The sequence below is a fragment of the Pseudonocardia nigra genome, from assembly GCF_019396355.1.
Classification (GTDB): Bacteria; Actinomycetota; Actinomycetes; order Mycobacteriales; family Pseudonocardiaceae; genus Pseudonocardia; species Pseudonocardia nigra.
The window spans coordinates 1-24,309 of record NZ_JAHKRK010000055.1 but is presented as its reverse complement, the minus strand read 5'-3'; the positions used below and the strand labels follow the sequence as shown (position 1 = coordinate 24,309).

Sequence of the window (24,309 nt, the reverse complement as noted above, 5' to 3'; positions counted from 1 at the left end):
GTTCGGAGGCCGAACCCTCAGGAGGACGTCCATGAACTCCGTCCCACGCTCACCGGAATGCGACGACGTCTCGCGCTCGACCGGCCTGAGCAGGCGGGGCCTGCTCGCTGCGGGCGCCACCGCTGCCGCGGCGTTGGCGCTGCCGGCGGCCACCGCCTGCGCTCGGCCGCCATCCCCGTCGGCGGCCGGCACGGATCGCGCTGTCACGACCCCGCCGCCCGCGATGTCGGTCCATCTGATCGGTACCGGCGGTCCGGAGATGTCGACCGGCCGCCAGGGCATGTCCACCCTGGTGGACGCCGGTGGTCAGCGGCTGCTGTTCGACGTCGGCCGGGGAGCGACGCAGAACCTCTACGAGTCCCGGATCAACCCGAAGGACGTCACGCAGATCTTCCTGACGCACCTGCACAACGACCACTACGAAGGCCTGCCGACCCTTTGGCTGAACCCGTGGTTCCTCCTTGGCAGGACGGAGAACCTCCAGCTCTGGGGGCCGCACGGCACTGCGGACATGGTGGCCGGCATGCGCATGATGTACGCCCACGACCTCGACCATCGAGCCAACGACACGCTGCGGGTCCAGTACCTCGACATCGACGTCACCCAGATCGAACCCGGCGTCGTCTACGAGCGCGCGGGTGTCGTCGTCACCGCCTTCCCGGTCGAACACCGAGACGGCAACCCCGCATTCGGGTACCGGGTCGACCACGCGGGCAGGTCCGTACTGCTGTCCGGCGACACGATCTACCACGAGAACGTCGTCGAACACGGTCGAGGCGTCGACGTACTGATCCACAACGTCCTCGCCTTCAGCGACGAGCTCACGGCGTCGGGCAGGTGGGAGTTCCTGGAGGAGAAGCTCGCCACGCCCGAGCAGGCGGCCGCCGTGTTCCTGGAGGCGAACCCCCGGGTCGCCGTGTACTCCCACATCGCCAAGAAGGGGCTGCACGGGGAAGCCGGCGACCGGCGCATCCTCGAGCGCACTCGCGCAGCGGGCTACGACGGCGAGCTGCACATGGGCGTCGACCGGATGACCATCGAGGTGGACGACCGGATCACCGTCGCGCCGCCGGCCTCCACCCACGGGCTTCCTGAGCTGGACAGCGGGGACGTCGAGCTCGACCACGGCTGATCCGGCCGCCAGAACCGACGAGGGGCGTGGCCGGCCGGATCGAGCGGAGCTCTTGCGCCGAAGATAAGCCGGACTTATATTTTGGTGCAGGAACCCACCCCCAACCGGACGGAGCGCGACGAGCATGACCGTCACCGACACCCCCGCCATTCCCGGCACCCGACCCCATCGCGCACTCACGCGCGAGGTCCTCCGGCGCTGCTGGCACCCGGTGGCCTTCGCTGACCAGGTGACCGACCGGCCCAGCAGCCTTCAGCTGCTCGGCGAGCACCTGATGCTCCGCCGCGTCGCCGACGGCGTGACCGTGACCCAGCGGTACTGCCCGCACCGCAACGCCGATCTGTGCGACGGTGTGACCGACGGCGGAAATATCACCTGTGCTTATCACGGTTGGACGTTCGACGGCGCCGGCCGGTGCGTCGACATCCCGACGGAGGGCCCCGGCGCGCCGATCTCGCCGAAGGCTCACCTGCGCAGCTACCGCTGCGAGGTCCGCCACAACCTCGTCTGGGTGCTGCTGGACGACGATCCGCTGTCCGAGATCCCCGACTGGCCCGAGGCCGATGATCCCGACTACCGCTTCTACCACGCCGACCCGGTCCCGATCGACACCTCGGCCGGCCGGCTGCTGGAGAACTTCCTCGACGTGTCGCACTTCCCGTTCGTGCACACCGACACGTTCGGCGACACCACCATGCCGAAGGCCACTCCGTTCGAAGTCCATCGGGACGACGCCGGATTGACGTTCCACTACAGCTACCTGGCGGCCAACCCGGACACGTCGTCCGTGGCCGGCGCGGCCCACGTCCAGCGCGAGATGCTCTACCAGCTGGAGCCGCCCTTCAGCGGACGCCTGGTCATCGAGTACGACCAGGGGCGGCACGTCATCATGCTGGCCATCCGGCCGGTGACCGAGACCAGCAGTGAAGTTCTCTTCTCCTTCGCCCGCAACTTCGACCACCATCGGCGGGTGGAGGAGCTCATCGCGTGGGATCTCGCGATCTTCGAGGAGGACCGGACCATCCTCGAGCACCAGCACCCCAAGGAGCTGCCGCTGGACGTCGAGAACTCGATGCATGTGCGTTCCGACCGCGGCACCGTGCAGTACCGGCTGGCGCTACGCACGCTGATCGAGCGTCATCACGCGGCCCCGGGCCTGTAACTCGGCGCCTCGGGCACAATCACGGGTCCGACCCTTGGCGGCTGACGACGGTGAGGCACGTGGACGAGCTCAGCCAGGAACACCGGATGGCGATCGGCCGCGCCGTCCGCCAGGCCCGCCGGGCAGCCGGGCTCACGATGCGCCGGCTCGCCGAACGGTCCGGGGTCTCCCAACCCTTCCTGAGCATGGTCGAGAACGGCCGCAACACCCCGAGCATCTCGGTGCTCTACCGGCTCGCCGCCGCCCTGGACGTCACCCCTCAGACGCTGCTCGGTGAGCCGGACGAGCTCCGCGCCACCGTCGTCCGGAAAGACGAGGCCCGGGTCTTCCGGGTCGGCGGGGAGGACGACCCCGACTCGGCCCTGGCCCGGTTCGTCGGCGGGACCCGTCGCCGGTTCGAGGCCTACGACTTCTTCGACGTCGCGCCCCACCAGGACCTGGGCGGCGAGTTCACCCACGAGGGCCACGCGTTCCTCATCGTGATCCACGGATCGCTGCGCATCACCTTCGGCGACGAGAGCGTCGATCTGTTCGAGAGCGACTGCATCCACTACCAAGGCACCCGCCCGCACCGCTGGGACGTCCTCGGTGAGCAGAACGCCCGCGTCCTGCTCGTCATCGATCGAGCAGGCGACGAGGAAGGCCACGGGTCACGCGACGGCGGACCCACGCATCCCGCGGCGCGCTGAACGCCCACCACCACTGTTCTCCGGCCGGGGCCGAGCCCTGGCCCGACCTGGCGCGCCCGCTGACCGCGGGACCGGCGCCACTGGATCGGAGCTACCGCAATGTCCTACACCGTCAACATCGAGAAGGAGCTGTGCTGCGGATCCGGGCTGTGCGCCGCCATGGCCGACACGGGGTTCGCACTCGACGCCCAGGGCGTCGCCGAGGTCCTCCCGACGGCATCGGAGCTGCCCGACGACACCCTGCTCGACATCGCGAGCAGCTGCCCCACCCTGGCCATCCGGCTCGTCGACGGCGATCGCGAGATCGACGTCTTCGGCTGAACGCCACCCGAGAGCCGGAGGAACGAGATGCACCTGAAGCGAATCGTCGTCGTCGGTACCGGCCTCGCGGGGCTGCGCGCGACCGAGGCCCTGCGCCGCGAGGGTTACCAGGGAGCCCTCTACCTGATCGGCGACGAGAAGGACCTGCCCTACGATCGGCCCCCGCTGTCCAAGCAGGTACTCACGGGCGCAATGGCTCCGGAGAAGGCAACCTTCCGATCCCGTGACCATTTCGACGAGCTCGGCGTCGAGCTGCGGCTCGGGCAGCGCGCGACCGGGCTCGACCTGCAGCGGCAGGTGATCCGGACCGACGAGGAGGCCATCCCGTACGACGGCCTGATCATCGCCACCGGGGCGTCGGCGCAGCAGCTGCCTGCCGCGACCGGCCGGGAGGGCGTCCACGTGGTCCGCACGCTGGACGACGCCGTGGCGCTGCGGAACGCGCTGACCCGCCGGCCCCGCGTGGTCGTCGTCGGGGCCGGGTTCATCGGTGCCGAGGTGGCCTCGAGCGCCCGCGCCCTGGGCCTGGACACGACCGTCGTCGAGGCGCGGCCGACACCGCTGGCCCGCGCGGTCGGTGAGCGGATGGGCCGGGCGTGCGCCCGGCTGCACCGCGACCACGGCACGCGGTTGATCTGCGGTGCGCGGGTCAGCGAGGTGGTCGGTCACCGACGGGTCGAGGGGGTACGCGTCACCGACGGCCGCCTGTTGCCCGCCGACGTGCTCGTCGTCGGCATCGGGGCCGCGCCCGACACCGACTGGTTGCGGGGCAGTGGGGTCCCGACCGGGAACGGCGTTCTCTGCGACTCGACCCTCAACGCCGGGCACCCGGCGGTCTACGCCGCAGGCGACGTCGCGTCCTGGCCCAACCTGTTGTTCGGCGAACGGATGCGCTGCGAGCAGTGGACCAATGCGGCCGACCAGGGCGTGCACGTGGCCCGCAACCTGCTCGCGAACCGGTCCCACGCCTCCTCCTTCACCGGTGCCAACTACTTCTGGTCCGATCAGTACGGGGTCCGGATCCAGTTCGTCGGCACACCGCACGCCGAGCAGGTCGACATCGTCGACGGGAACGAGGACGAGGCGCGCTTCGTCGCCTACTACCGCGCCCAGAGCCGGATCGTCGGCGCCCTGGCAGTCAACTCGCCCCGCCGGTTCTTCGAGGCCCGACGGCTGGTGGAACAGCAGATTCCGTGGGACCAGGCCGTTCGGGCGGCGCGCACTGCCTGACCCCGAGCGCACCCCCGCCCCGACCGACAACCGCCGCGGAGATGGTGGGAGGAATCGCTGGACACGCACCTCCAGGCGCAGAACGCATTCCCCACCTTCGTGCACATCGGGGCCGGCGGACCGCGGAGGTCAGCCGGCTACCGCTGCCAGAATCTCACCCAGGGCGCGCTCGGCCAGGGCACGCATCTCGTCGTCGGTGCGGTCCTGGATCGGGTGCGGCACGTGCACGGCGGGTACCGCGGCGTAGCCGAGCGCCCGCGCCTGCGCGGCACCACCCTCGACGAACTCGCTGGACGCGACGTAGACGGTCACCACACCCTGGCCTTCGAGGGCAACGAGGTCGTGCACACTGCACGACGTGCACGAGCCTCAATCGGCGAGCGCCTCGATGACCACGTCGCACTCGGCGGCGATCTCCCGCCGCAGGTCCGGCGGCATCGGCTTGGTGTAGGTCGGTTTCGCGTACCGGCGCACCGTCAGCCCGCGCTCGGCGAGCAGCTCCTGAAGGCGGTCCAGGAAGACGTCGCCGCGCGGTTTGGAGATGTCGAGCAGCCCCACCCGGGCGCCGTCGAGCGACGCCGGGCGCGGCAGCGGCGCCCGCTCGGGGGGCGCCTGCTCGTGCGTCGGGTCCAGCAGGGTCACAGCCATCGGTCGACCTCCCTCGTCACGGGCTGGCTGCCGCCGGGGCCACCGGCCCAGCCGCCGATCACCGTCGAGAACTTCCCGGCACCGCCGCCGGCGTGCACCACCAGCAGCCCGCCGGGTCGGAACTTGGGCACCCTGCCGCGAGCCTTGCCGGCCGGGATCCCCTCCTCGATGCCGCCCGCGCCGCGCTCGAGCTCGCCGGCGTCGAGCAGCAGCGCGTCGGCGAGCTCGGCCTCGAACCGCGCCCGGTCCCAGCCGGCGGCGGCGAACACGTGGGCGTGCTCGGGGCAGACGACCAGCGCTGCGTCGAACGCCATCGGCACCTTCGGGTGGTAGACACCGCGCAGGCCGGCGGCCAGCGAGCGCACCAGCGACTCGGGTGTGCGCGAGATCTGGTCGGCGATGTGCCGCGGGCCCTCGGCGGCGAACACCGTGACCGCCGAGGTGCCGGGCGCCAGCCCGCGGGCCACCGACAGCGGCTCCCACGGCGAGCCCGCCTCGTCCTCGGCGAAGCAGAACCCGACCTTGCCGGGATGTCCCAGCGCGGCGCGGTCGACCTCGCCGGGCCGGCCGCCGCCGACGTTGCGGATCACCAGCTGCAGCGCCCGGCCGATGGTCGAGTTCGCCCGGTTGCCCTGGCCGAGCGCGTTGCCGCGGGCGTTCATCCCAATCTCCCGTGCGACCGGCCCGTTGACGACGATCGCGGGGCCGGCGGCATAGGTCGTAGCGAGCAGGCCGTGCGCGTTGAACTCCTCGGTGCACGCGGCCTCGACCGCGGCGAGCACGACGGGCAGGTACTCCGGGCGGCAGCCGGCGAGCACCGCGTTCACCGCCACCTTCTCGACGGTGGCCTCGGCGAGGTTCGGCGGGACGACGGCGACCACCTCGTCGGGGGCGTGCGACGTGCCCTCCAGCATCCGCAGGCCCCGCGCCGGCGTCGGCGGAACCACCGGCAGCCCGTCCGACCAGCCGCGGTCGTACGCGGCCTCGATCTCGTCCTCGAGCGCGAGCTCGATCCGCCGCGAGCGCAGGGCGTCCCCGCGGGTGCGTACGAGCAGCTCGTCGGCCAGCTCGGGATCCGCGGTGCGGGAGCCGCAGCCCGGCCGGTGGTCGGGCAGCCCCTCCCCCAGCCCGGCCACGCCGGACAGCTCCTCCCACGCGGACCGCAGCCAGCCCTCGGTGCGGCCGACTTCGCTCCCGTCGGCGAACCGCAGCAGGGTGGGCACCGTCCTGATGTCCAGCGCGAGGCTCACGTCCAGCGCGGTGTCGTCGCGGACCCCCGCGACCGACGCGGGGAACGCGGGATCGTCCTGCGAGTACACCCTCACCCCGTCGAGCCGGCCGAGCACGGGCTCGACCAGCCGGCAGGTGGGGCAGTCCTGCTTCACGACGGCGACGAGGCCGTCGCGTGGGAGGTCGGTCGCGGGCCGCACGACCGCAGACTAACCCGCGGCCGGCCGGGAGGCCCACCACGACGGCGGACAGCGCGTTGCCGCCTGCGCGCTGTGCACGTGAGCGACGTGCCACTGGGCGTGCTCGTGGCCGACAGCCATCCCCTCGCGGGGGTTCCGGCCGTGTCCTGGGGCGATCTGGACGGGCAGGACCTGCTCTGGTTCGACCGCGAGCTGGCGCCCGGTTACCACGACGCCGTGCCCGCGGCGTGCCGCGCGGCCGGCTGGCGGCCGGGCAGGCTGCGGAAGGGCCCGCCGCGGCACGGGCTGCTGGTCGCGGAACTTCGGCACGGCGGGGCCGTCGTGGCGCTGCGGCCGCACTGGGACCGGCGCGACGGCGACGGGCTCAGCTGGGTGCCGCTCGCCGCGGATCCACCCCGGCTGCGCCACGCGCTCGTGTGGGATCCATCGCACGACCGGTCCGACCTGCTCGCCGCGATGGCCGCCGACCTGCGGATGGGCGGGGCCGCGCTGCTCGCAACGGGCGGCGTCGGCTTCGCCCGGCGTCGGCTGCCTCACGACGGCTGACCCGCCGGGACCGACACGAGAGCTGACCGGCTCGCACACACGTCCGGGGCCCGGCACACACGGACGGCCATGTGTGCGGGGACCGGGAGGGTCTGTGCGAGCCACGTCAGGGCCGGGCGCGCAAGGCGTCAGGGGACGGCGGCGAGCAACCGCTCGACGGTGGGGTCGTCCAGGGACTCCTGAATGCAGCGCCACAGCTCCAGGTTCGCGCTCGCCCAGCGCGAGTAGGTGGCGGCCGCGCTCGCGTTGTAGAAGTAGAAGCCCTCGTCGTGCACGGGGTGCTGCTCTCCGATGATCTTGTCGGCGAGTTCGCGCAGCGTGACGCCGTTCTCGGCGAGGTACTTGTGCGCCAGCACCACCGGCGTGACCGGCAGCGCCTTGAACAGGGTGTCGGCGTCGCTCAGCGCCTGGGCCTCGAGGGAGATGTGTTGGTGGCGCGTGCACATCTCGGCCTCGGCGATGATCCCTTCGATCCGCGTGGCGACGGCCGCGGCGATGCCGGCGTCGTCGAGGATCGCCCGGCGCAGGTTGCCACCGTCCTCGGCCCGCGAGTTGCGTCGCACCAGGTAGTTCACGTCGTGGACGAGCGCCGCCACCTCCACCACGCCCACGTCGGCGCCGTTCACCTCGGCGAACTCCACGGCCTTCGACCGGACGAAGCTGACGTGATGCCAGCCGTGGAACGGCAGACGCGCCGCGAACCGCACGCAGAGCTGCCGGACACGTCGTTCGACAGTGTCGACCGAAACGATCGGGACGGCATGCATCGCACCCTCCAGCCCTGCCGACGAACTGGCTGGTGGATCCTAGACCGTCGCACTACACGGTGTCTCCGGGCGCCTCCCTGCCTCACATGGTCCGGACGAACTCGGCGAGCCGCTCCTCGACGGGAACGTGCCGGTGGCCGGTGTGCGTCGCGGGATCGTAGGACAGGCTCCACGGCGCGATCTGACGGGATTTCACCAGGAATGTCAGCGTTCCGTCGGCCGCCCGCGGGATGCGGTGGAAATCGCCGGTGAGCAGGTAGCCGGAATCGCCCGTCGTGCATGTGGAGCTGCGGACCAGTTCCGTGGCCGAGATGAGCCCGGTGACCGGATCCGTGACGACGTGGTGGCGCTCGTGCAGGTAGTCGCCGCGCAGCAAGGTGGTGCAGAAATGGTACCGATGGTTGTGCACGGAGTCGGCGTACCCCGGCCGCCAGTCCCGCTGCGGTTTGTACTCGTGCAGCCAGAACGAGAAGGGTTCACCGGTGCGGTCGCGGACGCACCAGGCGAAGTGCGTGGTCGTCTCCCGGGACCGGTTGCCCAGGTCGGCGGTGTCGCTACCCTGCAGTCGCCGCAGGTGATCGCGCAGCTTCTCCCGCAGATCCGGCTGCTCCGCCCAGGTGCGGAAGGCGGGAAAGAGGGCAGGCCACCGGTGCGGACATGCGACACGCACCCCGGCCAACTCCTCCGCCAGCTCGTCCATGACCTCATCGGTCGACACAGGTCTCAGCTCCCCAGCTCGGCCAGCGTGCAGAACTCGTGACGAAAGCGGCGGAACTTCTCCTCCAGCTCGGTGAACTGTCTCGCCGACAGCCGCGATCCGGTGACGTTCTCGAACTGGAGCAGGAAGTCGCGGCGCGAGGTGTCAGGGGCCAGCAGGACGTGACGGGCCTGCCGGGAATTGCCGATCCGGCCGAACTCGGCACGTTCCATGTTGTAGATGAAGGAGCCCTCGGAGAACCGCAGCGTGCGGGGATACAGGCTACCCGTGGCGCCCGCGTCACTGTAGAGCGTGACCCACACGCTGTCGTCGAACATCTCGATCCGGTCCAGCGGCGGATCGGCGATCATGGTGATGTCGATCCGGCTGCAGTGGCTGCGCGCCAGGTAGAGCCCGACCAGCCCGATGTAGATCTCGTCGTGCAGCTCGGCCTGGATCGTCTCGCTGTCGGCGTCGACCCCGTCGTGCCGGATCAGATAGCGGGCCCGGCCACCGATCGCCGATCGCTCCGTCGGGTCGGCCACCACCGCTCGGAGCTCCCGTTCCCCGCGGGACAGCAGCAGGCGCGCCGCGGCGTGGCGCGCGGAGAACCCGCGGAAGAAGTACTGCCTGCTGCCCTGTAGGTCCTGCATCAGCAGTTGGTTGAACGCCGGGTCGGGGACGTCGCTCGGCTGGAAGACGTGGGTGGGGAAGAATTCGCGGTTGAGCGAGCGGTACTCGGCGCTCAACTCCTGCAGCGCACGCCGGTTCTCCTCGATGAGCGGGGTGACCATCGCGCGCTGAGCGGCGGTGGCGGTGATCACCGTCTGCCCGAACCCCACGACCGCGGCGATCAGCGTCCCGGTGCCGAGCGCGACGACGAGGTTCTTCGGCGTGCCGCCCGGCATAACGGTCGATACGGCGAGTGACGACCCCGCGACCACGACGAGGACGAGGAGCAGAAGTCCAGTCCGGGTCCAGAACATCTCCTTGATCAGGTTGTCACCCCGTGCCACCTCGGCGTTCACCGGCCGCCCCCCTTCATCGGTGGCTGCACGGACAAGTGCGCTCCGTATTCGCTCGATTGCGATCTGTCAAACTACTCGCGGCCCCGATCGCGGGAAAATCGGGAATCCGGGTGACCGGCTGCTTACGTATCGTGCCCGGACGCGGTCAGGCCATGCGCGCCGGGCCCGCTCGTCCGGCGATCACCGGTTCGGCGGCGGCCAGGGCATGAACACCGGCATCCAGGACGCCGTCAACCTGGCCTGGAAGCTCGCCTTGGTGTGCCACGGGCGGGCGGACGCCGAGCTGCTCGACACCTACGAGGCCGAACGGCGGCCGGTCGCCCAGGACGTGGTCCGTGCCCACCGGCTCACCACGCTCGCCACCCTGCACGGCCGGGCCCGCCGCACCGTCCGCAACGCCCTGCTCGGCGTGGTCGGGCGCCTGCCCGTGGTGCGGCGCACGATGGCGCAGACCCTGTCCGAGCTCGCGGTCACCTACGCCACCGGGCGGGGCCGCCCGGGAACCCGCGCCGGCGACCGGGCCACCGTCGACGCCCCTGCTCTTCCGCCCGGGCCGCCGGCCTACCTCGGCGACACACGCCGCGGGTAGGCCGCACACAGCGCCGGCCATGTGTGCCGCCGACCGGCGGTGTGTGCCGTCCCGCTCCCGGGAGCACCGTGACGGCGTGGTCCCGACGGACGAGCCGGCGGACCAGGGGTCACGGTGCCGACCTCGACGAGATCCACCCACTCAGCACCTCGGCGGTGTGCCGGGGTTGATCCTCGGCCGTGTAGGTGTAGGAGTCGGCGATGGTGCGAAGGTCGGCTCCGAGGGAGCGCGCGTACCGCTGGGCGTGGGTGACCGGGAAGACGCGGTCGTCGGCGGCCCACGCGCACAGCACGGGCCGGGAGAAGGAATGCCGGAGCCGGTCGGAGATGGACTGAAGGTAACTGGCGGAGACGCCGGCGATCGCCTTGCGGCCGTCGCCTCGGATGGCCGGATCGCGCAGGACGGGACGGACGTAGCTGCGCATCACCGTCGTGTCGATCGGATACTTCGCCAACCAGCCGTAGGTGTTGCGCCATCGCCACGTCGACGGGAGGCGCAGGACCTGGTACAGCGCGCGGTGCGTGCCGGCGTGTTGTGCGGCCGCCTTGAGCAGCCCGAATCCCCCGGGGCTCGGGGGCCAGGAGCACCAGGGGGTCTCGCAGGAGTTGAGGACGAGCCTGCCGAGCCGTTCCGGGCGTTCGGCGGCGGCGAGCTGGGCGTAGGCGCCACCGGAGTCGTTTCCGATCAACGTGACGTCGGTGAGCTCGAGGGCGTCGAGCAGCTCCGCGATCACGTGGGCGATGCCCAGCGGTGAGAGGTCGGCGTCCCGGTGCATGGGGACGCGGTGTGAGCCCAGCGGCCAGTCGGGCGTGATGCAGCGGAACCGGTCGGCGAGCAGGGGGACGAGCTCGCGCCAGATGTTGGCGTTGACGAGGTAGCCGTGGACGAACACCAGCACGGGCCCGTCGCCACGGTCGTGGTATTCGACCGTTCCGCCGGACAGTCGCACGGTGCGGGTCGGGCCCAGCCGGGGGTCTCGCCAGTGCTCGGGAACCGATGTCGTCATGGGCTACCTCCCAGGAGCGGTCGGCGGCCGATCAGCGGACCCACGCCGGAACGCCACCACCGCCACCAGGCGCTCGGGCGCAGGAGCACGGCCCGGGCGACCGGCCACCAGTCGAAGGACGCGTCGCGGCGGACGATTCGGCCGGACGGCGTGACGCGGAGCCGGTCGACCGTGCGGACGGTCACCGGTGCCCCGCCGACCGTGGCGGTCAGGCGGAGGTCGATGAACATGACGTCGTCGCGCGCCGCCCAGCTCAGCACCTCGCCGGTCAGGTCGGGCGCGAACGCGAGCAGACGGCGGGCCTCCTCGTGCCAGTGCGCGGGTCCGGTGCCGGGGCGCAGCAGCGGCTGGGTGAAGACGACGTCCTCGGCCAGGACGTCGTCCCAGGCGTGCGGATGCGGTCGACGCCAGCCCGCGCTGAACCCCTCGAGCACTCGGTCGTGCGCCTGCGACCAGCTCGTGGTCGTGTTCACCGCGCCGCGCCGACGGCGTCGAACAGGCCGAGCCGGGCCGCGGCGCCCGCGGTGTCGAGGTAGGTCTCCTTGCGGTGCACGCGCTCACCACAAACGGTGATCACGTCGACGCCGGCGAACCGGACGGCCGTCCCGGTGGGGTGGGCGAGGGCGGCACCGAAGGGCATGGGCGCGGCGAGGGTGCCGGTGATCACGTACTGGTGGACGAAGAACCCGCCGCCGAGGACCAGCGCGTCGGTGCTGAAGAAGATGTCGGGCCAGAGGGCGAGGAGACCGGCGAAGCCGTCGCGCACCGCGGTGCGTCCGGTGATCTCGGGAGCGTCGAGCAGATGCAGGCGGAACACCGTGTCGTCGGTGTGCATGGCCATGACGGCGTCGAGGTCGTGGGCGTTCCACGCCTCGCCGTAGCGCTGGGCGAGGCGGGCCAGGTCGGGTGCGTCGCGCGACGTCATCGGGTCTCCTTCGAGGCTGCGTCGGTCAGGCTGAGCCGGGTGAGCCAGGCGAACAGCCCCGTCACGGCGACCAGCACCGCGGCTTCGACCGGGCCGACGATCGCCGGCTCCGCGTCGGCGACGTCGTGGATGTGGCTCAGTGCGTGGAGGCCGTTCCAGAGCGCGGACAGCGTGAGCGCGGGCGTGCGCCAGTGCGGCCGGCGCCCGGCGACGACGAGGCCGAGACCGAAGGTGGCGGCGCAGGCGGCGAAGTCGCGGACGAGGTGGTCGTTCGCCGGCCCGAAGTTCGCCAGGACCGTGGTGAACGTCGGCGGGTGCGCGGCGGCCCAGCCGGCCAGCACGAGGTAGCCGCCGCCGAGCAGGGACAGCGTCCAGCACCAGCGGTGCTCGGTCATCGCGCCGTCCCGACCGGGGCGGCGTCGGACGCGAGGGCGCGGTGGACCTCGTCGGCCGCCCGTTCGCCTGCCGTGACCGCCCCGCCCATGAAACCGATCCAGCGGTTTGCCGTCTCCGTTCCGGCCCAGTGGATGCGGCCGTGCGGGGTGCGCAGCCACTGCCCGAAGGACGTCCAGGCACCGGGCACGAAGTAGCCCGCGTAGCAGCCGCGGGTCCATTCGTCCTCGGACCACGATCCGACCAGGAACGTCCGCGGCGTGGTCGCGGCGTCGCCGAACCAGCTGCCGAAGGCCGGCAGCACCGCGCGGCGACGCTCCTCGGGGGTGCGCATGAGCAGCCGGGTCGCGTGGGCGCCGACGACGAACCCGAGCAGGACGCCCGGAGAACCCTCCGGCGGGGAGTTGTCGAAGGTGGCGCTGTCCGGCCCCTCGTCGCTGACGACGTGACCGGACAGGCCGGCCCGCCGCCAGAACGGGGTGTCGTAGACGGCGAGGCACTTCAGCGTGGTTCCCTGCGGCGTACGGGCCAGCAGCTGGGCGCGGCCTGCTGGCATCGCCGGCTGGTAGTCGATGCGGCTCGCCAGCATCGGCGGCAGCGCGACGATCACCCGGTGCGCCTCGACGACGACGCCGTCGGCGTGGACGGTGACATGGTCGTCGTCCTGGGCGATCCGCCGTACCGGACGCCCGAGCAGAGGCGGCTCGGGAAGTCGCTCGGCGAGCAGTTCGGCGATGCGGTGCGAGCCGCCGACGAAACGGTCCTGCTGCGCGCCACCGCGCGTCCCGGTCAGCCGCTGCAGGCCGCCCGCCGCCCGGATGCACGCGAGGACGTGCAGCAGCGAGACGTCCCCCGGTTCCACCGACCACACCGCACGCACCACCGTGGCCAGCAGCGCGCGGGCCCGCGCCGAGGACACGTTGCGGCGGGCCCAGCCGGCGAGCGTCTCGCCGTCCCACACCGCCGCCCGTGGGGCGAGCCAGGGCGCCTCGGGCGAAACCGCGCGCGCCATCCGGTCGAGCCGCCACCCCGCCCCGGCGAACGCCACGGACGCCGCGGCGCCGAGCGGCGGGAGCGCCCCGTGCCAGCGTCGGGTCCGGCCGCCCAACCGCAGCAGGTGCGTGCCCGTGATGTGGGTCGGGAACGTCGGCACGCCGAGCTCGGCGCGACCGCGTCCTGCCCGGGGCCGGTGAACTGGCCGCCCAGCTCGACGACCCGGCCGTCGCCGAGCTCGGCGCCCCGGGTGCGGCCACCCACCCGCTCCCGGGCCTCCAGCACCGTGACCCGATGGCCGGCCTCGGCCAGCCGCCGGGCGGCGATCAACCCGGAGATGCCGGCGCCGACCACCACGACCTCGGTCGCCGCTGTCCTCATCGTGGTCCTCCCGGTCGCCGATCGCGGTCGAGTGGGTTGCGGGAGACCAGCACATCCAGGCCGAGCCGCCACCGCACCGCCCGGACCGTGGGCGTTCACCTGCTTCGCAGCGCAGGGACCCTCCCCCGCCCGACATTCCTTGCAACGGTTACAAGAAGCGATGGCGCGTAAGGTAGCAAGCCGGGTACGTTCTTGCAATCACTACAAGAGAGGCCGTATGGACCCCCGCAAGCAGCGGACCGTGAACGCGCTGCTGCGTGCGGCCGAGGAGCTCTTCCGGGCGCACGCGGTCGACGACGTGACCGTCGACGACATCGCCACCCGCGCCGGGGTCGCGGTGGGGTCCCTCTACAACCACTTCGGATCCAAGGCCGGCCTGCATGCGGCGGTCGTCGAGAACGCCCTGCAGGTGGACCGGGACTACATGGACCGCGCCTACCTCAGCGGGGGCCCGCCCCTCCAGCAGCTCTACGCCGCCGCAGACGCCTACCTCGACTTCTACCTCGCCCATCCCGACTACTTCCGGATGCTGGCGTTCCCCAGCCTCCCGGGGCAGTACCAGGCCGGCCACGAGCTGGCCGAACGACTCGCCCACTCCGTCGACGAACAGAACAAGCGCATGGTCGTCGCACTCCGCCGCGCCATCGAGGCAGGTGACCTGACTCCCGTCGACCCGGAGGACGTCGCCACCGTGCTGTGGGCAGCCTGGAACGGGATCATCAGCCTGCACTGGCGCCCCGACGCCCTTCGCCGCGACGAAGCCCAGCTGCGCGGACTGCTCAACACCGCCACCGACGTGATCGCCAACGGACTGCTCCCCAGGTCTCGGCGCAGTCCGGGCTCCGTCAGCCGCGAGGCCCCCCGCTGAAGCCCCCGACAAGCGCCGAGCAGGTTGCGGCGGGAACGGCTCACAGCACCGCCATCGCCTCCAGGAGCGTCTGCCGCAGGATCTGCTCGATCGCGTCGAACTCCGCCTGGCCGCTGATGAGCGGCGGGGCGAGCTGGATGACGGGGTCGCCGCGGTCGTCCGGGCGGCAGTACAGGCCGTTGTCGAGCAGCGCGCCCGGCAGGAACCCGCGGATCAGCCGCTCGCGCTCGCCGGCGTCGAAGGTCTCCTTGGTCGCCCGGTCCTTGACCAGCTCGAGCGCCCAGAAGTAGCCGTCCCCGCGGACGTCACCGACGATCGGGAGGTCCAGCAGCCTCTCGAGCGTGCCGCGGAACGCCGACTCGTTCTCGAGGACGCGCTCGTTGAGCCGTTCCCGCTCCATGAGGTCGAGGTTGGCCATGGCGACCGCCGCGGACACCGGGTGGCCGCCGAACGTGTGGCCGTGCGGGAAGACGACCCCGGGGCGCAGGAACGGCTCGACCACGCGCTCGTTCGCGATCATGGCGCCGATCGGGCCGTAGCCGGAGCTCATGCCCTTCGCGCACGTGATGATGTCGGGCTCGTAGCCGAACTTCTCGCAGGCGAAGGTCGTGCCGTGGCGGCCGAACGCGCAGATCACCTCGTCCGATACGAGCAGCACGTCGTGCCCGTCGCAGATCTCCCGGACCCGGGCGAAGTAGCCCGGTGGCGGCGTGAAGCAGCCGCCCGAGTTCTGCACGGGTTCGAGCACGACCGCTGCCACGGTGTCCGGGCCCTCGAAGAGGATGGCCTCCTCGATGCGGTCGGCCGCCCAGCGGCCGAACGCCTCGGGGTCGTCCGCGTGCGCAGGGACGCGGTAGGAGTTGGTGTTCGGCACCCGGAAACCGCCCGGGGTGAGCGGCTCGAACTGCTGCTTCATCGCCGGGAGCCCCGTGATCGCGAGCGCGCCCTGCGGCGTGCCGTGGTAGGCGACGGCGCGGCTGATCACCTTGTGCTTGAGCGGCTTGCCCCGGAGCTTGAAGTGCTGCTTGGCGACCTTCCACGCGGTCTCGATCGCCTCCCCGCCGCCCGTGGTGAAGAAGACGCGGTCGAGTTGCCCGGGCGCGAGGTGGGCGAGCCGCTCCGCCAGCTCCAGCGCGGGCGGCGTGGCGTAGCCCCACACCGGGAAGTAGGCCAGCTCGGCCGCCTGTGCCGCGGCGACCTCGGCGAGCTCTCGGCGTCCGTGGCCGACCTGCACGACGAACAGCCCGGACAGCCCGTCGAGGATCCGCCTGCCCCGCTGGTCGACGATGTGCACCCCCTCGCCGCGCACGATGACCGGCGGTGCGGTTCCGGCGCCGAGGCGCGTGAAGTGGCCCCAGAGGTGCTGCGCAGCGGCGGGGCTCGGGTGGCCGCCCGGGAGGTCGGCGGGCCGCCTGTCGGTGGTGGTCATCGGAGATGTCCTCTCAGACGTTCTGCGGGAAGCCGAGCTCGAGGCCGGCGGCGTCGGAGGCGCTCCACCGCGTCGTGACGACCTTGCCGCGGGTGAAGAAGTGCACCCCTTCCGTGCCGTGCGCGTGGGTGTCACCGAACAGGGAGTCCTTCCAGCCCCCGAAGGAGTAGTAGGACACCGGCACCGGGATCGCGACGTTGATCCCGACCATGCCGGCCTCCACCTCGTTCTCGAACGCCCTGGCCGCGGCCCCGTCGCGGGTGAACAGCGCGGTGCCGTTGCCGTACGGGTTGGCGTTCACCAGCGCGACGGCCTCGGCGAACGAGTCGACGCGGAGCACGGACAGCACCGGGCCGAAGATCTCGTCCGTGTAGACGGACATGTCCGTAGTGACGTGGTCGAGCACCGTCGGGCCGAGGAAGAAGCCAGCCCCGTCGGCGTCGGGGCGGACCTCGCGCCCGTCCACGACCACCCTGGCGCCCGCCGCCTCGCCCGCGGCCACGTAGCCGGCGACGCGGTCCCGGTGGGCGGCGGTGACGAGCGGTCCCATGTCGCAGCCGCGGCGTCCGTCCCCGGTGCGCAGCGTCGCGGTGCGGTGCGCGATCCGCGCGACGAGGTCGTCGGCGACGGGCCCGACCGCGACCAGCGCGCTGACGGCCATGCACCGCTCCCCCGCCGAGCCGAAGCCGGCGTTCACCGCGGCGTCCGCGGCGAGGTCGAGGTCCGCGTCGGGCAGCACGACCATGTGGTTCTTCGCCCCGCCCAGCGCCTGCACCCGCTTGCCGTTCGCGCTCGCTCGCCGGTGCACGTGCCGCGCCACCGGAGTCGAACCGACGAACGACACCGCCTTGACCGGCGGGCTGTCCAGCAGCGCGTCGACGGCCGTGCGGTCGCCCTGCACGACCGTGAACACGCCGTCGGGAAGGCCCGCCGCCTGCCAGAGCCGGGCGAGGAACAGGGCCGCCGACGGGACCTTCTCACTGGGCTTCAGCACCACGGCGTTGCCCGCCGCGATCGCCACGGGGACGAACCACAGGGGCACCATCGCGGGGAAGTTGAACGGGCTGATCACCGCGACCACGCCGAGGGGCTGGCGCAGCGAGTGCACGTCGACCCGCATGGACGCGTTCTCGGTGTGCCCGCCCTTGAGCAGATGCGCGATCCCGCAGGCGAACTCCACGACCTCCAGCCCGCGCGCCACCTCGCCGAGGGCGTCGGAGACCACCTTGCCGTGCTCGGCGGTGATGATCTCGGCGAGCTCCTGCCTGCCGGCGTCGAGCAGCTCGCGGAACCGGAACAGGACCTGCGTGCGCCGGGCCAGGGACGTGTCCCGCCACCCCGGCAACGCGGCCGAGGCGGAGGCCACCGCCGCCCCGACGTCCGCGGGCGAGGCCAGCGCGACCGTGCGCGTCACCGCTCCGGTCGCCGGGTCGAACACGTCCGCCGCCACGCCGGAGCCGCCGGGCACCTCAACGCCGTCGATCCAGTGCCCCACCATGTCCGCCATCTGTCCTCCGCTGGCCGTGCCGATCGTCGTCGTCCCGATCGATGCTCGGCGGCCCGATGACCTCCCGACCAGTGACACAGTGCCGCTCGTTGCCCCGGATCGCCGACGATGTGTCGCGGCGCTGCCCGCAGTAGCCTCCGGCCGCATGTATCCGACGCTCGCCGAGGTGCTTGCGCTGCCCCCGGTGCAAAAGGGCGCACCCCGGGTCCGGGTCGGCGCCGACCGGCTCGACCGGCCGGTCCGGTGGGTGCACGTGAGCGAGATCCCCGACGTCGCCGGCACCCTCACCGGCGACGAGCTGCTGCTGTCGACCGGGATCGTCGTCGCCGACGCGCGGGCGGACATCGACGCCTACGTCCGGTCCCTGTGCGATGCGGGCGCCGCCGCCCTGTGCGTCGAGCTCGGCAGCCACCTCGCCGAGCTGCCCGAGTCCGTCGTCCGCAGCGCCCGCAGGCGCGGCCTCCCCCTGGTGGAGTTCCGGCGCACGGTGCGGTTCGTCGAGATCACCGAGGTCGTCCACAGCCGGATCCTCAACGCCCAGTACGAGCGCCTGCGCTTCGCCCAGCGGGTGCACGACGCCTTCGACACGCTGGGGATCGAGAGCCCCCCGGTCGGTGACGTCCTCGCGCGGGCGGGCGAGCTCGCCGGGCAGCCGGTCGTTCTCGAGGACCTGGCCCACCACGCGGTGGCGTTCTCCGGTCCGGCGCCTGCCGCGGAGCTGCTGCGCGACTGGGAGGCCCGGTCCCGGCTCGCTCCGACGACCGCGCACACGGCGGTCGTCGGCCCCGAGCAGTGGACGTGCGCGCCCGTCGGCCCGCGGCGGCGCCGGTGGGGGCGCCTCGTGGTCCCGCTGCGCCATGCCGGCGACGACGAGCAGCTCGCCATGGTCCTGGAGCGCGCGGCGGAAGCGATCGCGATCGGCCGGCTGGTGCGCGGCGACGGTTTCGACATCACGCGCGAGGCACAGGGCGGCCTGCTGCAGGAGCTGCTCGCCGGGCGACCGGCCGACGAGTCGGCGCTGCGCTCACGCATGCGGGCGCTCGGGCTCGGGACCGGGCGGGCCTACGCCGTCCTCGTCGTGGCGCTCCCGCCCCAGGGCGACGGCACGTACTCGGCGGAGACCGAGCGCGCGGTCGCCGACGCCGCAGCGGCGACGGCGCAGGCGCAGGGCCGGTCGGCCCTCACCGGGGTGGTCGCCCCGGGGCGGATCGCCGTGGTCCTGCCGTGCGCCGGAGAGTCGCGGGAGCCGGAGGCGGTGAGCGCGCTGGCGGACGGACTCCGGGCCCGTGCCCACGCACCGGCGGGGATCGTGATCGGGGCGGCGGTGCCGGTGAGCCGGCTCGCCCGCCTGCCCGCCGCGTTGGAGGAGGCGTCGCACGTCGCCGACGTCGCGGCGACCGGGCGCACGGCGCGGGCCGTCCACCGCAGCGCCGACCTCGGCGTCCGCGGACTGCTCTGGTGGTTCCGCGACGATCCCCGCCTCGCCGCGTTCACCGAGACCACCCTGCGGCCCCTGCTCGCGCACGACGCCGAGCGCCGCACCGGGTTGATGGATCTGCTGCGCGCCCACCTCGAGGCCGACGGGAACACCGCCGAGCTCGCGCGCCGTGCACCTCAGCAGGCCGGCCGTCTACGGACGTCTCAAGCGGCTCGATGCCGTCCTCGGCGCGGACGTGACCGATCCGGAGGTACGGCGAGCGCTGTGGGTCGCGGTCGTGGCCTATGACCAGGCCGAACGAATTCGTCCGTGAGCGGGGCGACGGGTGCGGGCGACGAGTCGAGCGACGCGTCACAGTGTCGCGTCACAGTGTCGCCGGTCCCGGCGAAGCCTTGACAGTGTGTCGGTAGCCCGGCGGGTGTGGTGACTGCCACAGTCGCGGCACCACACGTCGACGGACCGGAGGCACGATGTCGTCAGGATCCAGCGAGTTGAGCGGCGACCCGGCCGTGCGCGGCACTGGCTCGCCGGGCACGCCGGAGGGGCGGCCGGTCCTCCACAGGGGGTTGAAGGTGCTGGGCACGATCTTCATCGTGCTCTCGGCCGTCACCCCGGCCAGCTCGGTGTTCATCATCGCGCCCGGGGTGCTCGCGCAGGCCGGTACCGGCGCGGTGTGGAGCTTCCTGGCGGCCGCGGTGATCGGCGTGTTCATGGCGTTCGTCTACGCCGAGCTGTCCTCGGCGTTCCCGCTGACCGGCGGCGAGTACGCGATCACGGCGCGGACGCTCGGCAAGGGAGCGGGCTTCCTGACGCTCGGCCTCGTGCTGGTCAGCAACCTGCTCATCCTCGCCGTGATCGCGCTCGGCGTCGGGACCTACCTCGGCGTCCTGTTCGACGGGCTGGACGCCGCCGTGGTCGCCGCGGTCACGGTGGTCGCGGCCGCGCTCCTCGCGGTGCTCGACATCAAGGTGAACGCGCTGGTGACCGGGGTCTTCCTCGCCATCGAGATGGTCGCACTCGTCGTGGTCACCGTGCTCGGGTTCGTCCACGTCGAGCGGCCGCTCACCGACCTGCTCCTGTCCCCCCAGGTGCTCGACCCGGGGTCCGGACTGGCACCCGCCTCGATCGGGCTGATCATCGCGGCCACGGCGATCGCGATCTTCGCCTACAACGGCTACGGCTCGGCGGTCTACTTCGGTGAAGAGACCCGCGACGCCCACCGCAAGCTCGCCGTGATCATCCTCTGGTCGCTCGGGATCACGGTGGTCGCCGAGATCGTCCCGGTGACCGCGGTGCTCATGGGCGCGGCGGACCTCGAGGCGCTGCTGGGCTCGGAGAACATGATCGGGCAGTTCGTCGTCAGCCGCGGCGGCGAGACGCTCAACACCGTCATCAGCCTCGCGATCGCCGTCGCGATCGTGAACGCCGTCATCGCGATCATGCTGCTCAGCGCCCGGCTCCTGTTCAGCACCGGCCGGGACAGCACCTGGCCCGGCCCGGTCAGCCGGGCGCTCGCCACCATCCACCCGCGGTTCGGGACGCCGTGGGTCGCCACCCTCACCGCCGGTGTCCTGGCCACCGCCTGCTGCTTCCTCGACCTGACCCTGCTGCTGGTCGCCACCGGGACCAGCCTCGCTGTCCTGTACGGGGCGCTGTGCGTGGCGGCGATCGCCGGGAGGCGCAACGGGAGCACCGCGCACGCGGCGTACCGCATGCCGCTGTTCCCGCTCCCGCCGATCGTCGTGCTCGGCGCGCTGGCCTACGTGCTGTACCAGACGGCGGCCGACCCCGAGTTCGGCAGGCCCAGCATCGTGGCGGCCGTCGTGGTCCTCGCGGTGTCGGGCCTGTACTACGTCGCGGTCCTGCGCCGGCGCGGCGGGTGGCGGCTCTCCGACGCGGCGCAGGGGTGAGGGCCGCGATGGCCGATCCCCGCACCACCTCCCCGACCGGCCGCCCCCGCGCACGCGGCCTCGGCATCCCGTTCCCCGGCGGGACCGGACCGGTGAACGCGATCACCGACGTGCCCGGCGTCGAGGTCGGCTACACGACGCTGGTCTCGGGCGAGGGTCCGCTGCGCGTCGGGTCCGGTCCCGTCCGGACGGGCGTGACGGCACTGCTGCCGCGCGGCCGGGCGGGGGTCGGCGTCCCCTGCGCCGCGGGCTGGTACTCGCTCAACGGCAACGGCGAGATGACCGGCACCGCGTGGCTGCAGGAGACCGGGTCGCTGGCGCTGCCGGTCGTCATCACGAACACGCACGCCGTCGGACCGTGCCACCGCGGCGTGATCGACTGGGTCGTCGCCCACGCGCCCGAGCACGCCCGGCAGTGGCTCCTGCCCGTCGTCGCCGAGACCTGGGACGGCTACCTCAACGACATCAACGGCTCCCACGTGCAGCCGGCCCACGCCGTCGCGGCGATCGACGGCGCCGCGCCCGGCCCGGTGGCCGAGGGCGCCGTCGGCGGCGGGACCGGGATGAACTGCTACGAGTTCAAGGGCGGCAGCGGCACCGCGTCCCGCGTCGTCGGGCACGGCACGGCGACGTACACCGTCGGCGCGTTCGTCCAGGCCAACTTCGGCTCACGGGCCGAGCTGACCGTCGCGGGCGTGCCGGTCGGGCGCGCCCTCGCGGCGGACAACCCGCTCGCCGACACCGACTGGTTCGCCCCGCCGGGCGCAGGATCGGTGATCGTCGTCGTCGCCACCGACGCCCCGCTGCTGCCAGGGCAGTGCACCGCCCTGGCCCGCAGGGTGCCGCTCGGCCTCGCCCGCACGGGCACGACCGGCTCGCACTTCTCCGGCGACATCTTCCTGGCGTTCTCCACCGCCAACACCGGCGCGCTCACGAGCCTCTTCCCGCTCGCACCGGCCACCGACGACGACTACGAGAGCCTCCGGTTCGTCCCGTGGGGCCGGATGGACCCGTTCTACGAGGCCGTCGTCCACGCGGTCGAGGAGGCGGTGCTCAACGCCGTCGTCGCGGCCGAGCCGATGACCGGCCGCGACGGGCACCGCTCCCCTGGCCTCCCGCACGCCGACCTGGTAGCGCTCCTGGACGCCGCCGGGGTGCGCAAGCCGACGGAGGACCTGCCGGGATGAGAGCTGCGATCACGGGAGCCGGCCCGACGGGCCGACCATCGGCCGCGGCGTGCCCGGCAGCAGCTTCCGGTGACAGCACGGTGACGCCGCAGTGACGACGCCCGTGCACAGTTGCGTGCACGGGTGATCGGAGGGGGCGGGGCACGTGCGGATCGAGGGGGAGGTGCACATCGCCGACGTGCCCGGGGGGGCCGCGGCGGCGACGGCTCACGTCCGGCTGCAGGACGTGAGCCGCGCCGACGCGGTGGCCACCACGGTCGCCGAGGTGACGCTCGACGACGTGCGGTTCCCGGGGGACTCACCCCTCCGCCTGCCGTTCGTGTTCGAGGTGGACGACGCCCGGCTCGACCCCCGGGCCTCCTACGCCGTCGCCGTGCATGTGGACCTGACCGGCAGCGGTGAGGTGACCGCCGGTGACTACGTGACTGTGCAGACCGTTCCGGTGTCGGTCCACGGCAGCCGGGAACCGCTGCACGTCCCCGTGCAAGCCGTGCGGTGAACCGCTTCCGGGCGCCCGGACCGGAGGACCACAGCAGGAGACGAAGGAAGGTGATGAGCCGTGCCCGAGGAATCCGGCATCGACACCAGCGAGAACACCCGACGTGACACCGGGGGGATGCTCACCAGCACCGATGTCCGCAGCGGGTACGTCTCGGGCCTGACCTTCCGGAACAAGCTCGTGCAGTACGCGGTCGTGGGTGACCGGGCGGTCTTCGAGGGCGACATCGTGCTCGGGACCGTCGACCAGATGAGCCGGCGGGCCGCCGCGGTGGACTCGGGAGCACACGACGTCGACCAGCCCGAGCGTGGCGTCTTCATCACCGGGGCGCAGTACCGGTGGCCGGGCGCCCTCATGCCGTACGCGATCGGTTCGGCACTGCCGAACCAGGCTCGCGTGACGGATGCGATCGCGCACTGGCAGTCACGGACCAACATGCGGTTCGTCCTCCGCACGGCGTCGAACGCCGCCCAGTACCCCAACTGGGTCGAGGTGATCCCCTCCGACGGCTGCTGGTCCCAGGTGGGCATGCGGGGCGGCAGGCAGGAGATCGGCCTCGCCACCGGCTGCGGCCTGGGAGCGACCATCCACGAGTTCGGCCACGCGTGGGGGCTGTGGCACGAGCAGTCACGCGCGGACCGCGGCACCTACATCACGATCAACTGGGCCAACATCAGCGCCGGGAGAGAGCACAACTTCAACCAGCACGTGTCCGACGGCGACGACTTCGGCGCCTACGACTACGGCTCGATCATGCATTACGGGCGGTTCGCGTTCTCGAAGAACGACCAGCCGACCATCGAGCCGAAGCAGTCCGGCGCGGTGATCGGGCAGCGGGACGGGCTGAGCGCGAGCGACATCGCCACGGTGCACGCCATCTACCAGACCTGGCACTACAACGTCACCGTCGACCAGGTCTACGCGACCCACCACTCGCGCAACGCCTGGGCTCACCTGTCCGGCCTGGGATGGCGCCGGTTGCACGCGGATTCGGCCGACGGGGTCACGAACATGTTCCTGGCCTGCGTGGAGGCCAGGGCCAAGGGCCACCGCGTCCACGTCTTCGCCGACGGCTGGACCGCCTTCTACGTGCAGTCGGCCTGAGCCATTCATTCGATCGCGGCCATGCCGGGCCGCGGAGAGGGACACCCGGAGGAATCTCATGTGGACGGTCGTCAACCAGGTCTACGCCACCCACCACGGACAGAACGCGTGGGCACACCTCGCCAACGGCAACGCCTGGCGGAAGATCGCGCCGAACGCGGCCGACGGGGTGACCAACGTGTTCGCGATGCTCGTCGCGGCCAAGGCCAACGGCAAGCAGGCGTACGTCGAGCTGGACGGCTCGAGCCAGATCACCGCGGTCTACGTGTGACCGCCCGGCGCGCCGGATGCGCGCCGCCCCGTCCGAGGAGGAAAGCCCGTGACTTCCCACATCACCATCAACATCGGTACTCCGGGCGACGCGGCGGCCGCCACCGCCGCGGCGGCCTCGACGGCCTCGACGGCAGGCGGTGACGCGCCGATGCCGCTC

At 72.3% G+C, this 24,309-nt stretch carries 26 protein-coding genes and 2 pseudogenes; 15 read left to right on the top strand and 13 right to left on the bottom strand.

The genetic code is table 11. The features are described 5' to 3' along the window. Positions 1–31: 31 nt before the first annotated feature. The 5 genes from KME75_RS16235 (at position 32) to KME75_RS16215 (ending at position 4,534) form a co-directional block, all read left to right on the top strand. Positions 32–1,132 (top strand): MBL fold metallo-hydrolase, encoded by a 1,101-nt coding sequence (locus tag KME75_RS16235; protein ID WP_219415662.1) that lies wholly within the window; start codon positions 32–34, stop codon positions 1,130–1,132. A gap of 124 nt (positions 1,133–1,256) precedes the next feature. Next, the gene (locus KME75_RS16230) at positions 1,257–2,294 is read left to right on the top strand and encodes a Rieske 2Fe-2S domain-containing protein (protein WP_219415661.1); all 1,038 of its coding nucleotides are present in this window, start codon (positions 1,257–1,259) and stop codon (positions 2,292–2,294) included. A gap of 59 nt (positions 2,295–2,353) precedes the next feature. Further along, complete coding sequence (locus KME75_RS16225; protein WP_219415660.1) at positions 2,354–2,983, top strand: helix-turn-helix domain-containing protein; 630 nt, start codon at positions 2,354–2,356, stop codon at positions 2,981–2,983. 99 nt (positions 2,984–3,082) lie between these two features. Continuing rightward, on the top strand, positions 3,083–3,304 hold the full coding sequence (locus KME75_RS16220) for a ferredoxin (RefSeq protein ID WP_219415659.1): 222 nt from the start codon (positions 3,083–3,085) through the stop codon (positions 3,302–3,304). Positions 3,305–3,331: 27 nt separating this feature from the next. Beyond that, entirely contained in the window at positions 3,332–4,534 is a 1,203-nt protein-coding gene (locus tag KME75_RS16215) for an NAD(P)/FAD-dependent oxidoreductase (protein WP_219415658.1), read from the top strand. A 129-nt stretch (positions 4,535–4,663) separates the two neighbouring features. Here the strand turns inward: KME75_RS16215 and KME75_RS44990 are convergent, their stop codons facing one another. Both KME75_RS44990 and KME75_RS45930 read right to left on the bottom strand, forming a co-directional pair. Next, positions 4,664–5,176: a UGSC family (seleno)protein gene (locus KME75_RS44990; RefSeq protein ID WP_504739512.1), complete on the bottom strand. Its 513-nt coding sequence runs from the start codon at positions 5,174–5,176 to the stop codon at positions 4,664–4,666. Beyond that, on the bottom strand, positions 5,173–6,612 hold the full coding sequence (locus KME75_RS45930; RefSeq protein ID WP_308282821.1) for a thioredoxin family protein: 1,440 nt from the start codon (positions 6,610–6,612) through the stop codon (positions 5,173–5,175). The genes KME75_RS44990 and KME75_RS45930 overlap by 4 nt, the downstream gene beginning before the upstream one ends. Positions 6,613–6,684: 72 nt before the next feature. On the opposite strand from KME75_RS45930, the gene KME75_RS45925 reads away from it, so the two are divergent. Then, positions 6,685–7,158, top strand: a complete 474-nt coding sequence (locus KME75_RS45925) for a LysR substrate-binding domain-containing protein (RefSeq protein ID WP_372452607.1) — start codon at positions 6,685–6,687, stop codon at positions 7,156–7,158. A 128-nt stretch (positions 7,159–7,286) separates the two neighbouring features. Here the strand turns inward: KME75_RS45925 and KME75_RS16190 are convergent, their stop codons facing one another. From KME75_RS16190 to KME75_RS16180, 3 genes are all read right to left on the bottom strand, one after another. Next, positions 7,287–7,925, bottom strand: coding sequence for an HD domain-containing protein (locus tag KME75_RS16190; RefSeq protein ID WP_219415653.1), 639 nt, complete (start codon positions 7,923–7,925; stop codon positions 7,287–7,289). 82 nt (positions 7,926–8,007) lie between these two features. Further along, entirely contained in the window at positions 8,008–8,625 is a 618-nt protein-coding gene (locus tag KME75_RS16185; RefSeq protein WP_219415652.1) for a hypothetical protein, read from the bottom strand. Between the two features lie 23 nt (positions 8,626–8,648). Further along, entirely contained in the window at positions 8,649–9,608 is a 960-nt protein-coding gene (locus KME75_RS16180; RefSeq protein ID WP_219415671.1) for a hypothetical protein, read from the bottom strand. Positions 9,609–9,855: 247 nt separating this feature from the next. On the opposite strand from KME75_RS16180, the gene KME75_RS44985 reads away from it, so the two are divergent. Further along, positions 9,856–10,239, top strand: a complete 384-nt coding sequence (locus KME75_RS44985) for an FAD-dependent monooxygenase (RefSeq protein ID WP_219415651.1) — start codon at positions 9,856–9,858, stop codon at positions 10,237–10,239. 109 nt (positions 10,240–10,348) lie between these two features. Here the strand turns inward: KME75_RS44985 and KME75_RS16170 are convergent, their stop codons facing one another. The 6 genes and pseudogenes from KME75_RS16170 to KME75_RS45920 form a co-directional block, all read right to left on the bottom strand. Next, the gene (locus KME75_RS16170; protein ID WP_219415650.1) at positions 10,349–11,245 is read right to left on the bottom strand and encodes an alpha/beta fold hydrolase; all 897 of its coding nucleotides are present in this window, start codon (positions 11,243–11,245) and stop codon (positions 10,349–10,351) included. Beyond that, positions 11,242–11,718 (bottom strand): nuclear transport factor 2 family protein, encoded by a 477-nt coding sequence (locus tag KME75_RS16165; protein ID WP_219415649.1) that lies wholly within the window; start codon positions 11,716–11,718, stop codon positions 11,242–11,244. The genes KME75_RS16170 and KME75_RS16165 overlap by 4 nt, the downstream gene beginning before the upstream one ends. Next, positions 11,715–12,170 carry a nuclear transport factor 2 family protein gene (locus KME75_RS16160; RefSeq protein ID WP_219415648.1) on the bottom strand — a complete coding sequence of 152 codons (456 nt, stop codon included), beginning with the start codon at positions 12,168–12,170 and terminating at the stop codon, positions 11,715–11,717. Before KME75_RS16160 ends, KME75_RS16165 begins: the two co-directional genes overlap by 4 nt. After that, a complete protein-coding gene (locus KME75_RS16155; protein WP_219415647.1) occupies positions 12,167–12,565 on the bottom strand; it encodes a hypothetical protein in 399 nt (132 codons plus the stop codon). The genes KME75_RS16160 and KME75_RS16155 overlap by 4 nt, the downstream gene beginning before the upstream one ends. Continuing rightward, on the bottom strand, positions 12,562–13,716 hold the full coding sequence (locus tag KME75_RS16150) for a flavin monoamine oxidase family protein (RefSeq protein ID WP_308282819.1): 1,155 nt from the start codon (positions 13,714–13,716) through the stop codon (positions 12,562–12,564). Before KME75_RS16150 ends, KME75_RS16155 begins: the two co-directional genes overlap by 4 nt. A 26-nt stretch (positions 13,717–13,742) precedes the next feature. After that, positions 13,743–14,009: pseudogene (locus KME75_RS45920) on the bottom strand (FAD-dependent oxidoreductase); the annotation flags it as partial. A gap of 169 nt (positions 14,010–14,178) precedes the next feature. Between KME75_RS45920 and KME75_RS16140 the strand changes: the two are divergent. Further along, entirely contained in the window at positions 14,179–14,805 is a 627-nt protein-coding gene (locus KME75_RS16140; protein WP_308282818.1) for a TetR/AcrR family transcriptional regulator, read from the top strand. Positions 14,806–14,845: 40 nt separating this feature from the next. Here KME75_RS16140 and KME75_RS16135 read toward each other — a convergent pair whose 3' ends face one another. Beyond that, positions 14,846–16,234 carry an aspartate aminotransferase family protein gene (locus tag KME75_RS16135; protein ID WP_219415643.1) on the bottom strand — a complete coding sequence of 463 codons (1,389 nt, stop codon included), beginning with the start codon at positions 16,232–16,234 and terminating at the stop codon, positions 14,846–14,848. A 13-nt stretch (positions 16,235–16,247) separates the two neighbouring features. Next, the gene (locus tag KME75_RS16130) at positions 16,248–17,741 is read right to left on the bottom strand and encodes a CoA-acylating methylmalonate-semialdehyde dehydrogenase (protein WP_219415642.1); all 1,494 of its coding nucleotides are present in this window, start codon (positions 17,739–17,741) and stop codon (positions 16,248–16,250) included. On the opposite strand from KME75_RS16130, the pseudogene KME75_RS16125 reads away from it, so the two are divergent. From KME75_RS16125 to KME75_RS16100, 7 genes and pseudogenes are all read left to right on the top strand, one after another. Continuing rightward, a pseudogene (locus tag KME75_RS16125) lies at positions 17,731–19,071 on the top strand (PucR family transcriptional regulator ligand-binding domain-containing protein); the annotation flags it as partial. The gene KME75_RS16130 and the pseudogene KME75_RS16125 overlap by 11 nt on opposite strands. Positions 19,072–19,348: 277 nt before the next feature. Further along, complete coding sequence (locus tag KME75_RS43210) at positions 19,349–19,492, top strand: helix-turn-helix domain-containing protein (protein ID WP_308282817.1); 144 nt, start codon at positions 19,349–19,351, stop codon at positions 19,490–19,492. A gap of 157 nt (positions 19,493–19,649) precedes the next feature. Next, a complete protein-coding gene (locus KME75_RS16120) occupies positions 19,650–21,089 on the top strand; it encodes an APC family permease (RefSeq protein WP_219415640.1) in 1,440 nt (479 codons plus the stop codon). Positions 21,090–21,097: 8 nt separating this feature from the next. Beyond that, complete coding sequence (locus KME75_RS16115) at positions 21,098–22,276, top strand: DmpA family aminopeptidase (protein ID WP_219415639.1); 1,179 nt, start codon at positions 21,098–21,100, stop codon at positions 22,274–22,276. Between the two features lie 145 nt (positions 22,277–22,421). Next, positions 22,422–22,775 (top strand): YbaY family lipoprotein, encoded by a 354-nt coding sequence (locus KME75_RS16110; RefSeq protein WP_219415638.1) that lies wholly within the window; start codon positions 22,422–22,424, stop codon positions 22,773–22,775. 60 nt (positions 22,776–22,835) lie between these two features. After that, entirely contained in the window at positions 22,836–23,879 is a 1,044-nt protein-coding gene (locus KME75_RS16105) for a M12 family metallopeptidase (protein WP_219415637.1), read from the top strand. A 58-nt stretch (positions 23,880–23,937) separates the two neighbouring features. After that, positions 23,938–24,150, top strand: a complete 213-nt coding sequence (locus KME75_RS16100) for a hypothetical protein (RefSeq protein WP_219415636.1) — start codon at positions 23,938–23,940, stop codon at positions 24,148–24,150. Positions 24,151–24,309: the final 159 nt, after the last annotated feature.

What these genes read in the sequence shown, in the direction of transcription:
- KME75_RS16180 (WP_219415671.1), bottom strand. Translation starts at nt 9,608, where the DNA reads ATGTTCTGGACCCGGACTGGACTTCTGCTCCTCGTCCTCGTCGTGGTC.
- KME75_RS16155 (WP_219415647.1), bottom strand. Translation starts at nt 12,565, where the DNA reads ATGACCGAGCACCGCTGGTGCTGGACGCTGTCCCTGCTCGGCGGCGGC.
- KME75_RS16135 (WP_219415643.1), bottom strand. Translation starts at nt 16,234, where the DNA reads ATGACCACCACCGACAGGCGGCCCGCCGACCTCCCGGGCGGCCACCCG.
- KME75_RS16120 (WP_219415640.1), top strand. Translation starts at nt 19,650, where the DNA reads ATGTCGTCAGGATCCAGCGAGTTGAGCGGCGACCCGGCCGTGCGCGGC.
- KME75_RS16170 (WP_219415650.1), bottom strand. Translation starts at nt 11,245, where the DNA reads ATGACGACATCGGTTCCCGAGCACTGGCGAGACCCCCGGCTGGGCCCG.
- KME75_RS16220 (WP_219415659.1), top strand. Translation starts at nt 3,083, where the DNA reads ATGTCCTACACCGTCAACATCGAGAAGGAGCTGTGCTGCGGATCCGGG.
- KME75_RS16100 (WP_219415636.1), top strand. Translation starts at nt 23,938, where the DNA reads ATGTGGACGGTCGTCAACCAGGTCTACGCCACCCACCACGGACAGAAC.
- KME75_RS16130 (WP_219415642.1), bottom strand. Translation starts at nt 17,741, where the DNA reads ATGGCGGACATGGTGGGGCACTGGATCGACGGCGTTGAGGTGCCCGGC.
- KME75_RS16185 (WP_219415652.1), bottom strand. Translation starts at nt 8,625, where the DNA reads ATGGACGAGCTGGCGGAGGAGTTGGCCGGGGTGCGTGTCGCATGTCCG.
- KME75_RS16215 (WP_219415658.1), top strand. Translation starts at nt 3,332, where the DNA reads ATGCACCTGAAGCGAATCGTCGTCGTCGGTACCGGCCTCGCGGGGCTG.
- KME75_RS16235 (WP_219415662.1), top strand. Translation starts at nt 32, where the DNA reads ATGAACTCCGTCCCACGCTCACCGGAATGCGACGACGTCTCGCGCTCG.
- KME75_RS16190 (WP_219415653.1), bottom strand. Translation starts at nt 7,925, where the DNA reads ATGCATGCCGTCCCGATCGTTTCGGTCGACACTGTCGAACGACGTGTC.
- KME75_RS16230 (WP_219415661.1), top strand. Translation starts at nt 1,257, where the DNA reads ATGACCGTCACCGACACCCCCGCCATTCCCGGCACCCGACCCCATCGC.
- KME75_RS44985 (WP_219415651.1), top strand. Translation starts at nt 9,856, where the DNA reads ATGAACACCGGCATCCAGGACGCCGTCAACCTGGCCTGGAAGCTCGCC.
- KME75_RS16115 (WP_219415639.1), top strand. Translation starts at nt 21,098, where the DNA reads ATGGCCGATCCCCGCACCACCTCCCCGACCGGCCGCCCCCGCGCACGC.
- KME75_RS16160 (WP_219415648.1), bottom strand. Translation starts at nt 12,170, where the DNA reads ATGACGTCGCGCGACGCACCCGACCTGGCCCGCCTCGCCCAGCGCTAC.